Source organism: Pseudoalteromonas sp. PSi26, from assembly GCF_054960575.1.
Genome location: NZ_JBHNYT010000001.1, coordinates 64,634 through 78,176, shown reverse-complemented (window position 1 = coordinate 78,176; position 13,543 = coordinate 64,634). Strand labels below are relative to the sequence as shown.

At 40.0% G+C, this 13,543-nt stretch carries 14 protein-coding genes; 8 read left to right on the top strand and 6 right to left on the bottom strand.

The genetic code is table 11. From position 1 onward, the window contains the following. Nucleotides 1-30: 30 nt before the first annotated feature. From ACFI34_RS00400 to bioA, 5 genes are all read right to left on the bottom strand, one after another. Complete coding sequence (locus ACFI34_RS00400) at nt 31-1,041, bottom strand: ABC transporter ATP-binding protein (RefSeq protein WP_462671992.1); 1,011 nt, start codon at nt 1,039-1,041, stop codon at nt 31-33. A 13-nt stretch (nt 1,042-1,054) separates the two neighbouring features. After that, nucleotides 1,055-2,554, bottom strand: coding sequence for an ABC transporter permease (locus ACFI34_RS00395; protein ID WP_462671991.1), 1,500 nt, complete (start codon nt 2,552-2,554; stop codon nt 1,055-1,057). Beyond that, nucleotides 2,554-3,594: an extracellular solute-binding protein gene (locus ACFI34_RS00390; RefSeq protein ID WP_462671990.1), complete on the bottom strand. Its 1,041-nt coding sequence runs from the start codon at nt 3,592-3,594 to the stop codon at nt 2,554-2,556. Before ACFI34_RS00390 ends, ACFI34_RS00395 begins: the two co-directional genes overlap by 1 nt. Further along, nucleotides 3,594-4,406: a hypothetical protein gene (locus ACFI34_RS00385; protein WP_462671989.1), complete on the bottom strand. Its 813-nt coding sequence runs from the start codon at nt 4,404-4,406 to the stop codon at nt 3,594-3,596. Before ACFI34_RS00385 ends, ACFI34_RS00390 begins: the two co-directional genes overlap by 1 nt. A 211-nt stretch (nt 4,407-4,617) precedes the next feature. Next, entirely contained in the window at nt 4,618-5,928 is a 1,311-nt protein-coding gene (gene bioA / locus ACFI34_RS00380; RefSeq protein ID WP_462671988.1) for an adenosylmethionine--8-amino-7-oxononanoate transaminase, read from the bottom strand. A 95-nt stretch (nt 5,929-6,023) separates the two neighbouring features. On the opposite strand from bioA, the gene bioB reads away from it, so the two are divergent. The 5 genes from bioB to htpX all read left to right on the top strand — a co-directional run bounded on the left by bioB (nt 6,024) and on the right by htpX (nt 10,773). After that, nucleotides 6,024-7,064 carry a biotin synthase BioB gene (bioB, locus tag ACFI34_RS00375; RefSeq protein WP_006793000.1) on the top strand — a complete coding sequence of 347 codons (1,041 nt, stop codon included), beginning with the start codon at nt 6,024-6,026 and terminating at the stop codon, nt 7,062-7,064. Nucleotides 7,065-7,077: 13 nt separating this feature from the next. Further along, entirely contained in the window at nt 7,078-8,229 is a 1,152-nt protein-coding gene (locus ACFI34_RS00370; protein WP_462671987.1) for an aminotransferase class I/II-fold pyridoxal phosphate-dependent enzyme, read from the top strand. Next, nucleotides 8,226-9,059 (top strand): methyltransferase domain-containing protein, encoded by an 834-nt coding sequence (locus ACFI34_RS00365; RefSeq protein ID WP_462671986.1) that lies wholly within the window; start codon nt 8,226-8,228, stop codon nt 9,057-9,059. Before ACFI34_RS00370 ends, ACFI34_RS00365 begins: the two co-directional genes overlap by 4 nt. A 25-nt stretch (nt 9,060-9,084) precedes the next feature. After that, nucleotides 9,085-9,768 carry a dethiobiotin synthase gene (gene bioD, locus ACFI34_RS00360; protein ID WP_462671985.1) on the top strand — a complete coding sequence of 228 codons (684 nt, stop codon included), beginning with the start codon at nt 9,085-9,087 and terminating at the stop codon, nt 9,766-9,768. A gap of 141 nt (nt 9,769-9,909) precedes the next feature. After that, the gene (htpX, locus tag ACFI34_RS00355) at nt 9,910-10,773 is read left to right on the top strand and encodes a protease HtpX (protein WP_462671984.1); all 864 of its coding nucleotides are present in this window, start codon (nt 9,910-9,912) and stop codon (nt 10,771-10,773) included. A gap of 73 nt (nt 10,774-10,846) precedes the next feature. On the opposite strand, the gene gloA is transcribed toward htpX, so the two are convergent. After that, nucleotides 10,847-11,374: a lactoylglutathione lyase gene (gene gloA, locus ACFI34_RS00350; protein ID WP_462671983.1), complete on the bottom strand. Its 528-nt coding sequence runs from the start codon at nt 11,372-11,374 to the stop codon at nt 10,847-10,849. A 469-nt stretch (nt 11,375-11,843) separates the two neighbouring features. On the opposite strand from gloA, the gene ACFI34_RS00345 reads away from it, so the two are divergent. From ACFI34_RS00345 to ACFI34_RS00335, 3 genes are all read left to right on the top strand, one after another. Further along, nucleotides 11,844-12,287 (top strand): energy transducer TonB, encoded by a 444-nt coding sequence (locus tag ACFI34_RS00345; protein ID WP_462671982.1) that lies wholly within the window; start codon nt 11,844-11,846, stop codon nt 12,285-12,287. A gap of 366 nt (nt 12,288-12,653) precedes the next feature. Further along, complete coding sequence (locus ACFI34_RS00340; protein ID WP_462671981.1) at nt 12,654-13,091, top strand: hypothetical protein; 438 nt, start codon at nt 12,654-12,656, stop codon at nt 13,089-13,091. A 24-nt stretch (nt 13,092-13,115) separates the two neighbouring features. Continuing rightward, nucleotides 13,116-13,535: a hypothetical protein gene (locus tag ACFI34_RS00335; RefSeq protein ID WP_462671980.1), complete on the top strand. Its 420-nt coding sequence runs from the start codon at nt 13,116-13,118 to the stop codon at nt 13,533-13,535. The last annotated feature ends 8 nt before the right edge of the window (nt 13,536-13,543 follow it).

Sequence of the window (13,543 nt, the reverse complement as noted above, 5' to 3'; positions counted from 1 at the left end):
AGTTTCCTCCAAAGTAACATGGTTAATCCGCTAGCTTTTAAATGCCGCCAGTGGATGAGAAGTGCTTAGCGAAACATGCACGTTATCACCAGGGTGAACAACCACTTCATGACTCACACGGCTAGTAACTACAGTACCACAGGCGAGTTTAATTGCGCATAACCGGCTTCCGCCTTCAAAACGTACCCAAATAACTTCGCCATTATTACCTACGCTGCTTTGCACTAATAATACATCGTCTGGACGCAATAATACATCAACATCGCCTTGAGCGCAGTCAACACCGTGAGCGGGAACATTACCAATGTCGGTAAGCGCTTGGCCATTATTTAACGTGCCTTTTATAAAGCTAGCTTCACCCAAAAAGCGCGCAACGAAACGATTAGCGGGGGTACTAAAGCATTTTTCGGGAGTGTCAATTTGTTGTATTTGCCCACCTTTTAAAACACCAACACGATCCCCAACCGATAGTGCCTCTTCTTGGTCGTGGGTAACCCAAATAGCAGGGACACCTGCATTTTTTAGTGCGTTTCGGATATCCCAACGCAGCATGTCTTTTAACGCGGCGTCTAGATTCGATAGCGGCTCATCAAGTAATACAAAGTCAGGCTGGTGAGCAAGAGTACGTGCTAATGCAACACGTTGTTTCTGGCCGCCAGACAGGGTCGCAGGTTTCTTAGCCCTAAACTCTTCAAGACCAAGTAGGTTAATCCAATGATCTGCCACGCTGTGATCTTTTAATTTAAAACAAATATTTTGCTCAACCGTTAAATGCGGAAATAACGCAAAGTCTTGAAAAACCATACCTACACTGCGCTTCTCAGGAGGCACTGATTTATTAGGGGTTGCACGCCATTTATCTGCGTTTATATCACCCTCAGAAATGGGTATTAAGCCTGCGAGTGCTTGTAATATTGTACTTTTACCGCATCCGGTGGGGCCAACAAGCATTAGAATTTCGTTTTCACCAAGTGTTAGATTTAAATCGCTCACAACACGATTACTGCCATAATCTATAGACAACTGACTTACAGATAGCATTTATTTCAAATCCTTAATGTTCAAACTGGTTACGTTTTTCGCCAGACATCATAATAGCTAAACCACAAGCAGAGATCACCACTAATAACAGCCCAGGTATGGCAGCACGGCCAAAATAGCCAGCTTCGTAAACACGCCATAAATAAGTAGACAGGGTTTCAAACCCAGTAGGGCCTAGCAATAAAGTGGCTTCAAGTTCACGCATTGACTCTAAAAACACCAATGCACCACCAGCGACGATACCACGCATGGTTAAAGGCAAAGTAATACGTGTGAAGGCTTCGCGCGGGCTTGCACCAAGCACTCGCGCAGATTTTACTAAGCTTGGATCTAAATGTTCGGTACTAGTACGAATTGAACCAACCGCGAGAGGCAAAAAACGTAGCATGTAGGCAATAATAAGTAACCCCAAAGTTTGATACAAAAATGGTAATTGCAACCCGCCATAAACCAGCGCTGTTCCCATTACAATACCGGGTATGCCAAAGCCAAAGTAAGTAACGCGCTCCATAATTCTGCCTGCTTTGCCACTGAGAGCCGCGTGCGCAACAGGGACCGCTACTATTACTGCAACAATAGCAGCAAGAGCAGATGCATAGGTTGAATGCCATGCAATGGTAAAATCAAAATTACTTAAGCCATCTCTTGCAAGCCATATAAAAAATATTGCCAAGGGTAAGCCAATCGCTAGCAACATCACAGGGGCGAACAGAGCAAATAACGCACTCAATTGAAGTTTACTTGGAAATAAAATATGAGGGCGGCCATGGCGCTCAGTAGCCGTTTTTATTTGTGATTCTATTAGTAGTAAAAAACCTACAATAACCATTAACTGAAGCGACAGCATCGCTGCGCGACCCAGTTCAAACGCATTGTATTCAACATAAATAACACGGGTGAATGTATCAAGTCTCATCATGGCTGGGGTGCCAAAGTCAGATAAAGTGTAAAGTGCTACTAATAACGACCCAGCAGCAATGCCATTTACCACGCGGGGTAGAATAACTTTGAATACACTTTGCGTCATCGACATACCCAATGTGCGAGCTGCGTTTACCATGCTGGCGTCTAAACTGAGTAAAGATGATCGGGTAGTCATCATAACAAATGGGAATGTATACAAGGTCATAACTATTGCAGCGCCGGATAGCCCATACATAGACGGTGTTTCAAATCCGAGTAAATTATTTATTTCACCCCCAGGGCCAAATGCAGCATAAAGCGTAAACGCACCAATATAACTGGGTATAGCAAGGGGAGCGGCGAATAATACAAGCCATGCTTTTTTAAATGGTAAGTGTACATAGGCGCTTATAAACGCAAGTGGTACGCCGATTAAAATTGAGCCTAAAACAGTTAAGCCCATTAAAGCCAGTGTATTACCTAATATGGTTAAATTATGGCTATCAAAATAGGAACTTGAGTCACTAGCAAGCACCATTAATATACAAATAGGGGTAAGCGTAATGAGCGCTGCAAGCAGCGCCATTGGGTAAGATGGGGGTAATCGCATTATAAAACGCCGTTGCTGCGCATTAAGTCAATAGTGGGTCGCAAATCTGCAAGCTGTGTTAAATCAATTTTAGGTGGTGAAACACTCGAAAGCGAAGGTAAACCATCAGGCTGAGCAATACCGTTTACAAGGGGTATTTCGTAGGCTTCACGTGCTAAATAGCCTTGTACTTCTTTGCTGAGTAAGTAGCGCATAAAGTTAGTTGCAAGCGGGTCGTTGTTAAGCGTTAATATACCCGAGGCGTTTACTAAACAGCCTGCATCGTTTTGGGTAAAGGCTAAATCAAGATTTGCATCCGGCTTGCCTGATTTTAAACGTAAAGTGTAATAATGATTAGCAAAGCCAATATCAACTTCACCCCGTTCCACACCCATTACAACGCCTAATTCACCTGCGTATGTTTTTGCACGTTTTTTAACTTTTTTGAGCCATTTAGCCGTTTTATCATCGCCTTGTAAAATACGCATTGCTGTAACAAACGATTGAAAAGACGCATAAGCAGGGGCCCAACCAATACTCAAGTCACTGTCAGCAATTTCCATAATGCTGGTTGGAATTTTATCTTTGGTTAAACGCGACGTATTAAAAGGCAATGTGCGAATACGTCCCGTTACTGGCGCCCAGTCTTTATATTTAAATTGCGGCTGCAGTTGAGCCGATAAATCGTCTGGCAGTGGTTTGGCAAGACCTGCATCGGTCACTAAACCAATTGCACCTGAGTCCACAGCCCAAAATAAATCAGCACGTTTAACACCCGCTTTGGCTTCTGCAACAATTGTGTTGGCAAGTGCAGCTGTTGGTCCACGGCGAATAGCTAAATTAAAATCAGGGTTATTTTTTTGGATAGCTTGTAATACGTTTTCGTATAAACCACCTTCACCTCGACCTAAATATAAGGTTAAATCACCTTTAAGCTTAGGTAAATCGTCAACTGAGACGGGGTTGGTTAGTGTATTAGCAAAAGCTTGCGATAAAGGTAATGGCAATGAGCCCATTACCCCTAATGCTGCTAACCCTTGTATAAAGGTTCTGCGTTCCACTAAAAAACGTCCTTACGGTTTTTCTCTGCTTTTTCAATTAAACGTTTGGCGCGGTCTAATTTTGTTTGCATGCTGGTAACTACATCGCGTACTTCATCAACACTTTTGTTATCTGCGATTGCTTTTGGAAGCGTGACGTTAAAATCTTTTTCAAGTGCCTCGACTAAATTTGCATCTTGCTCGATAAGTGTTCCTTCAACGCCTTCGAATAAGTGTAGGTAAGTATCGTGAACAATTTCTGTGGCTTCGTCTTGAAGGCGCTCAGCAAGTTTTGCGATGACGCGGTCTAGTTTGTGCTTTATTTCGTCTATTGTTGCACTTTGTGTCATTTCTTTACTTGCTGTAGCTGTAACAGACTCTAACAAGCCTTTTTGTTGAAATTTAGCCGCTAATTTAACAGCACCTAAACCTTGCCATAAAGCATTATTCATTGCGGTTTGTTGTACACGAACCTCAGTGGCTGATTTACCACCGTCAATTGCCATTTTTACACCGTACAAACCTTGCCAAATAGAGGCATAAACAGGCACTAAATTAGTTTCAATTGCACTGTGAAATTTTACCGATTCCCAATATTCAATTAAATCGTCGGTATTTACGGCCTTAGCGCCTTTATTTTCGTAGGTGCTAACAAGTTTGTCTACTTTGCCTACCATCCACTCAACTTCTTCGTTATAGCTTTTAAGGTTAGCTTGAAGGTGATTTACATGTTCACCAATAGGACCGTTAGCAAATACAGGTTGCGCAATAAACGCAGACGCTATTAATAAAGAGGCACCTAATGTTTTGGCTGGTTTAAAAAATAAGTTCATGAAAGAAGTCCAAAAAGGTAATTGTAAATGATAGGTATTATCATATCCGTAAATATTACGAAGAGCAATATACTAAAACTGCTAAACACGTATTTGAAGGCGTGAGGGCGAATTTAATTAATACAAATGATCTACATCAAGTTAAATCCGCTTTTTGCTTAAAATTAATGAAGCTATTAACTAATTAATACCACTATTTAACTTTAAAAAATCAATGTGCTTTAGCGTAATGTTTGCCTTTAATTGCACTATAGATAGCATCGCAAAGTGTTTTAATACTGTTTTCGTCACTTATATACGGTGGCATAAGGTAAATTAGTTTACCGAAAGGGCGGATCCATACACCTTGTTTTACAAAAAAGGCCTGAATAGTCGCAACATCGATATTGCTAACCTCTTTATTAAGCTCTACAACACCTATCGCGCCGAGCACTCTTACATCAGCAACGTCTTCAAGCTCCGCACATTTGTGTAATTGCTGAAGTTGATTATTTATTTCTTCTACGCGTTGTTGCCAGTTTTGCTCAAGTAATAAGTCTATGCTGGCACATGCAGCTGCACACGCTAGCGGATTACCCATAAAAGTAGGTCCGTGCATCAAAACTCCGGCTTCACCTTCGCTAATACCTGTGGCAATTTTATCGCTCGTAAGCGTTGCCGATAAAGTCATTGAGCCACCGGTAAGTGCTTTACCTATACATAAAATATCGGGTTCAATATTAGCGTGTTCAACCGCAAATAACTTACCCGTACGGCCAAAGCCTGTGGCTATTTCGTCGCAAATTAAAAGTACATTGTATTGATTGCATAGCTGCCTTACGCAGGCTAAATAATCGGGATGATAAAAATTCATACCTCCCGCATTTTGTACTATGGGTTCAATAATAAAAGCAGCTACGTGTTGGTGGTTATTTTTAAAATACTGTTCAAGTTCACGCGCTTCACTTTGCTCAAAAGTGCTTGAAAACTTACTGGTAGGGGCTGGTACAAATACGTGCTCAGGCAAAAAACCTTTATATAGGCTATGCATAGAGTTCACAGGATCGCATACGCTCATTGCAGCAAACGTATCGCCATGATAACCCTTATAAGGCGTCATTAATTTTTGTTTTGTTTTAATACCTTGGCTTAACCAGTATTGCAGAGCCATTTTAATAGCTACTTCAACACTTACCGAGCCACTGTCAGCTAAAAATACTTTAGTTAAGCTTGGGGGGGTGATATCTACAAGTTTTTTACACAGCTCAACTGCACTTGAATGTGTGATACCTCCAAACATAATGTGGCTCATGTGATTAATTTGATTAACCATTGCTTTGTTAATAGCAGGGTGGTTGTAACCATGAATAGCGCTCCACCACGATGCCATGCCATCTATAAGTTGCTCGCCTGTTTCGAGGTAAATTATATTGTGTTTAGCATGGGTGACAGGGTAAACGGGAATAGGCTTTGTCATTGATGTGTATGGATGCCAAATGTGTTCACGATCAAAATTTAAATCAATTGAGTGTTTATTGTTCATATGTAAACTTTAACTAGGTGGGCTTCGTTGACAATGGTACTTGAAGTTTTAGACTAATCCAACATCACCGATATGAAAAAAATAAAGAGAGAATTATGGAACTTGCACCTGTTCGCCACAATTGGACCCATAGCGAAGTTAAAGCATTATTTGAAATGCCGTTTAACGATTTACTTTTTAAGGCGGCGTCGGTTCACCGTGCTAACTTCAACCCAAATGAAGTGCAAATTTCTACCCTGTTATCAATTAAAACTGGGGCATGCCCAGAAGATTGCAAGTATTGCCCACAGTCAGGGCACTATAAAACCGACCTAGAGCGCGAGCGCCTTATTGAAGTAGAAAAAGTAGTAGAGCAAGCGCGTTTAGCTAAACAAAAAGGCGCAACACGTTTTTGTATGGGCGCTGCGTGGTCAGATCCAAAAGACAGAGACATGCCTTACATTTCGAAAATGGTAAAAGAAGTAAAAGAGCTTGGCCTTGAAACCTGCATGACGCTGGGCAAACTCACAAACGAAAAAGCGCACGAACTCAGCAGTGCAGGTTTAGATTACTACAACCATAATCTTGATACATCACCTGAATACTACGAGCAAATTATATCAACCCGTACCTTTGAAGATCGATTAAACACCATAGATCATGTACGCGATGCCGGTATGAAAGTCTGTTCAGGCGGTATTGTCGGTATGGGCGAGCAAGCAGCCGACCGTTATGGGTTACTTATGCAATTGGCTAACTTGCCACAACAGCCAGAAAGTGTACCTATTAATATGCTAGTTAAAGTAAAAGGTACCCCACTTGAAAACGTTGACGATTTAGACCATTTTGAGTTTATACGCACTATTGCTACTGCACGAATAATGATGCCACACAGCTATGTACGTTTGTCGGCAGGGCGTAACGCCATGAACGAGCAAATGCAATCAATGTGTTTTTTTGCAGGTGCTAACTCTATATTTTATGGTGACAAGCTGCTTACCACCGAAAACCCAGAAGCGGATGCCGATATGAACCTAATTAAAAAGCTAGGAATGAACCCAGAAACGCGTGAAGATTATTCAGATGAAGCTGTAGCAGCGTCGCTTTCATCGCAAGTTGCAGATAAAGCAACGTCTGAATTATTTTACGAAGCCTAATTAAGCGTTACTCATGCCATTTGAATTTATTAGCACACACCTTAATGAACGGGCAGAGCAATTGCTTTTACGCAAACGCCATGTGGTACAAAGCGCCACAGCACGAACCATTATGGTAAATGATAAAACCTACCTAAATTTTGCCAGTAATGATTACTTGGGCTTTGGTGATTTAACTATTGAGAACGAAAATATTAATACGTTAGGTAGCCATAGCTCTGCATTAGTAACAGGGTATCAATTACAGCAACAAGCGTTAGAGCAGTACTTATGCACTCAGTTAGGTTATCAAGCTGGGTTGCTTTTTAATTCTGGGTTTAGTGCTAATAGCAGTGTAATTAAAGCGTTGTTTCAGGATAAAGCAGCAGCGCAAAACAGCGCTATTTTTCAAGATAAGTTAAACCACGCTAGCTTAATAGATGGGGCACTTCATTCAAATGCGGCTTTAATACGGTTTAACCACAACGATTTAAATCACTTACGATCTAGGCTCGAAAAGTCAAAAGCACAAAATAAGTTAATTATTAGCGAAGGTGTTTTTTCGATGGATGGCGATACGGCCCCTATCAAAGACCTACTGCGCCTTGCAAAAAAACACAATGCATGGCTGATGATAGACGACGCACATGGCTTTGGCGTGTTAGGTAATACAGGGCTGGGTAGTTGCGAAACATTTATTGGCGATATTTTACCCGATATACTCGTCATCACATTTGGTAAAGCTGTTGCTAGTAGTGGCGCGTGTGTGTTGGGTTCACGCGCATTTATAGACTACATGCTGCAATATAACCGCGATTACACATACTCAACGGCTATGTCGCCGTTATTGGCAGATAATACATTAGTGCGCTTAAAGCACATTAAAACAGCTAACACGCAACGAGTAATGTTAAATAAAAACATTGCTACTTTTAAACACCTTGCACAACAGCACAACATAGCGGTAATGGAGTCCGATACGGCTATTCAACCTATTGTATTAGGGTGTGCAGAGCAAACATTAAAAGCGGCTAATAAACTCAAGCAACAAGGAATTTGGCTAACCGCTATTCGCCCACCTACGGTTGCTTACAATACTGCACGGTTAAGAGTGACGTTAACGGCAGCGCACACCCTTGATGATATTACTTATCTAGTTAAACATTTAGCAGAGGCACTATCATGATAGCCCATGCACTTGATAGTAAGCCGGTTACAAAGCCCGCAACAATGTGCCATTTAAAAAGGTTTAACCCAGCACTTAAAAAAGGAGCGCAGGTTAACTTTTCAAAAGCGGCGGGTAATTACAATACGCATGCGCATGTTCAAAAAAAAGCAGCGGATGACTTGTTCAAATTAATAGCGCCTTCAGCATGTAATAAAAATAAGGTGTGTGTTGATTTAGGTGCAGGCCCACTTGTAAACACTCATCAGCTTAAAAGCCTTTACGGTAATGTGCTTTCAATGGATTTAAGTTTTAATATGCTAAATAGTTGTAATAAAGGCGGTTACAAAGTATGCGCAGATATGGACAATTTACCATTACAATCAAACAGTGTAGATATTATTTTTAGTAACTTTGCGGTGCAATGGTCAGCTAACTTTAAGGTGCTTTTAAAGTCACTTTATGAGGTATTAAAACCGGGCGGGCAAGCTTTTATTAGCACTGTAGTGGAAGGCTCACTAAACGAGATAAAAACAGCGTTTGCTGCGGTAGATAGCCACAGCCATATTAATACATTTAATTCGGTTGATTATATAAACCAATCGGTCCAAAGTTCTGGTTTTAATGTTACAAGCTCTAAAAGCACAATTTATACAGATAAATACTCGACACCGCTGCAAGCAATTCGCTCAATAAAAGCAATTGGCGCAACCACTCAGAATACAGGAAAAACACGCCCAGGGTTATTAACAAAATCGGCGCTTAAAACGGCCTGTGCAGCGTATCCGTTAATAAACCAAAAAGCGTGTGTTTCGTATCATGTAGTATTGTTATCATTAACTAAAGCGTAAACATCGTTTGTTACAAGGCAAAGCTATGAAAGAATTTTTTATTACTGGTACCGACACCGATGCGGGAAAAACACATGTAACAAGTTTATTGTTAAAACTGCTTGCCCAACATAAAAAAAAGGCAATAGGGTATAAACCACTAGCTGCTGGGTCTGAAATGGCGTTTGACCAACTTGTTAATGATGATGCACTTATGCTGATGGAAAGTGCAACAGTAAGCGCAAAGTATGACGTGGTAAATCCCTTTACTTTTGCACCACCTATAGCCCCCCACATAGCAGCAGAGCAGGCAGGTGTAACTATAAATGTAAACAAACTTACTGCAGCTTATAAAACGGTAAAACAGCAAGGCGCTGACTACCTGCTTACAGAAGGTGCTGGTGGTTGGGCTTTGCCTATAAATAATACCGAGTATTTATACGATTGGGTAAAAGCTGAGAAGCTACCGGTTATATTAGTGGTGGGTATGAAGTTGGGCTGCTTAAATCATGCACTTTTAACCGCAGCACACATACAAAGCTTAGGCATTAACTGTATAGGTTGGATAGCCAACCAAGTTGATGAACATATGGATGAATACCAAGCAAACCTTGATAGTTTAAAGGCACGCTTGCCGTTTCCTATTCTTGCTATTAGTCCGTACAGCGAACAAACACCAAAATTACAAATCTATAAAACACTTCTTGAAAATTTATCAATAAATCCATAAATACTACTTGTGTTGTGACATAGTTTGTCACAAAATAACACCATCCTTATGACATAGTGTGTCATAAGGATGGTGTTGCTTATAGTCGATCAAATTTTAGAAAAATCGCCCAGCAATAAATGTTATTTTTGGAGAACTCGAATGAAACGTGTATTTTTGTTTTTATTGACTAACCTCGCGGTTATGTTGGTATTAGGTGTGGTGCTTTCAATTATAATGAGCGCGCTGGGCTTAAGCCATCGTAGCCTCGGTGGTATATTACTTATTGCAGCCGTATTTGGATTTGGTGGATCGTTTATTTCACTATTTATGTCTAAATGGATTGCTAAAAAATCAACAGGGGCGCAGGTTATTACTCAACCAAGTAACGAGACCGAACAATGGCTTGTAAACACTGTGGCAGTACAAGCTAAAAAAGCGGGTATTGCAATGCCTGAAGTGGCAATTTACAACAGCCCCGAAATAAACGCGTTTGCAACAGGCCCAAGTAAAAACAACTCACTAGTCGCTGTAAGTACAGGGTTAATGCAAAGCATGACCCAAGATCAAGCCGAAGCCGTGCTCGCTCATGAAGTGTCACATATTGCCAGTGGCGACATGGTAACGCTTACGCTTATTCAAGGTGTGGTTAATACTTTTGTGATTTTTGCTGCAAAAGTGTTGGCAAATATTGTAGATAACTTTCTTAATGGCGATGAAGAAGAGGGCGGAATAAGCTGGACCTACATTTTGTTCGATATGTTATTCCAAGTCCTGTTTGGGGTGTTGGCAAGTATAGTTGTGGCACATTACAGCAGGCAGCGTGAATTTGCAGCCGATAGCGGTGCAGCAAAATTAGTTGGCGCCGAGAAAATGCGTTCAGCACTTGAGCGATTAAAGCAAAACCATCCGTCGCAGTTACAAGGATCTATGATGGCATTTGGTATTGCGGGTGGTAAAAGCATGGCTGAGCTGTTTTCATCTCACCCGCCGCTTGACTCGCGTATAGACGCTTTACGTCGTTAAAAAAATTCAAGTTTTTCACAGTACTTGTAAACAAAAAGCCTGCATTTGCAGGCTTTTTTATGTTTAATGTTTTTTATTGTGATTGAATAATGTCAGTAATACCCTCCGGCGAGAGTATTTCAATCCAGTAGCCGTCAGGGTCTTTAATAAAGGCAAGACCTTTCATTGAACCACCATCTGGCTTTTTAACAAACTCTACATCGTATTTAGCAAAGCGCTCACAGGCAGCGTAAACATCGGGTACGCTAATCCCAATATGGCCAAAGCCTTTTGGTTCTTCATTACCACTGTGATAACCGGTAAAGCTGTCGTCGTTTTCAGTACCCCAGTTATGGGTAAGCTCAATCAGCGCAGGGCGTCGAAACACCCATTGTGTTTTCTCTTTATCATCACCTTCGGGCTGTGTTGGCTCGTAGCCTAAAAAGTACAGCGTAAACTTCATTTCAGGAAAGTCATACTTACCTAATAGCTTCATACCTAATACATTTTGATAAAATGCCAGCGACGGTTTTGGATCTTTTATACGTAACATAGTTTGCTGCATTACATAGCCTTCAGTGGCCTGTGCAATTTGCTCTGGAGATTCGTCATACTGAGACATGCGGTGATCCTTAATGAAATGAATGAAAAATTTAAATGAATTTATAAAAGCAGACTTTGCATCATCATAATCAACAGCCGCAAAAATTAAAACCACCTAGCTAAATTAACAGCCAGTGAGTTAAGTGTTTTATACACATCAATTGATATATCCATAAGTAATGCGTATTTGCACAGTTATTTTTTTTCCCTATAAAATTATTAATAGCCATTTTGGTGTATTTTAACAATAGTCATTTTTATCTTATATAATCACCTGTTTACATTGAGGTTTTTTGGTGCGATTATTAAGAAAATACATACGGCGTTTGGGGAGGTATAAACCCCAAAGTGGCGTTCTTTAGGTTGAAATAATTCAAAGCAAAATACGTAAAATAATTAGTTTAGGTTCCAACGTCACTAATTATAGCCAAGAACTTTTCTCCTCTTAGGTGAAGCGTTTTGTGAATAATGCTAACAATGGAGTGTATATGAATACTTTAAAATTAATTCCAGTCTTTCTCTTATTTACCTCAGCAGCTGTTTTAGCGAATACCAAAACCTTTTATGCCGACGTACAAGTCACTGATATGGATCCAACTAGTGACTTTATTTGGGAGCGTAAGAATAAAAACACTCCCAAATACCCTGTTGAACTTGCTCGATCAGGCATAAGGGGCTGTGCTGTCTTATCTTTCAATATCTCAGACTCTGGGAAAACTGAAAATGTTGAGGTTATCAACTCTTTCCCTAAAAAGCATATTGGTAAATATTCACGTAAAATGCTAAAAAAATGGAAGTGGATTCCTTCAGCAACAGTCGCAGAAACAACTTCAGAAAAAAGAACATTGAGGTTAGATTTTTGTATGGGTGGAGAATCTACGCAGCAGGCTGAAATGGTTTGCAAGCAACAAGCAAAATTAGCATGTGGCTAATTAAATACAAGGCGCTCATACAGATAATAACAGTTGACTACCCCTCGGACTTCGCTGTTTTAAGTTAACAATCTAATTGCCGTTTAGAGAAGCATTAGTGAAATATGGGGTTGTCGATAAAGACATTAGTATTACTGCTTATTTTTACTTCCTTAGTTACGCATATGAGCATTAAAATACTTTTTGAAGTATGCGACAAAGAAAGTAGTTATAGAGATGATGTTACTACACATTGTGAGAATTACTTATTTGGTTTTCTAGATTCAGCTAGATTATCTTTACTGGCAAAAAATAATGACTTCTCGTTGCCTTAAAGCTCAAAAGATTTACTGAGCAAATAAAGCAAGCTTCATAACGAGGAAATAAATGAAACACAGTTTTTCGAATGTATTTGAAACAGACTCTGTACTAAAGACTCTCGTATTATGTGTCCTAACTTTAGGAGCGTATTTGATTTATAAGCTTTATCGTTTTACAAGTAGAATAAATCAACATACTCACCTAAAAATATCATGCTTATTTATCACTACAGCAATCATTTTGTTTGTTATTTCTTTAAGTAGCTTAATTTACAGTTTAGTTAACTATCATGACCATAGTATCTTAAAAAGCACAATTGGCGTTCATGTAATATCGAGTGCTTTCGATATCACTTGGATTGTCATGGTTCGTAAACGTATTAATTTAATAGCAGGCACCCATAAAGGTGACAATCTTTGGTTAAATCCTTTTATGACATCAATTTTACATGTTATTTATATGCAATATAAAATTAACCAAGGTTTGGCTGATAAAACCATATAACAAGAAAGGGCGGCCCCATTTGGGGTGATAATTATTAAGGGGTTCCATGAAGATAGTTATACCTTTTATTTCTATTTTTCTCCTCTTGTTTTAGCTAGTTATTGCTCTTTTGAACATCTACGTAATGACTTTGTTACTGAAAGTGCAGAGATTGATGCAAAACAAAGTTTTGAGGCTAAAGGTGTGTCTTTTATCGCCGTTGCTAATGGTTTAGTTCCTGCACGTCCGGGGTTTGAACATATTCAAATGACAGCATGTATTATATTGAAAACTAGATGGGATGTTTTGTGGGTTGGTGCAGACAGCGGTAATTGTTCTGCACAAATTGAGCTGGAAAAACAGGCCATTGCTTATTCACGTATTTTTAACGAGGAAATGCTGGAACTCGCTAAGCATAGTAAAACCTATAATTGTGCTAATGATTTGCAAAATTTACTTTATTAGTGCGAGTA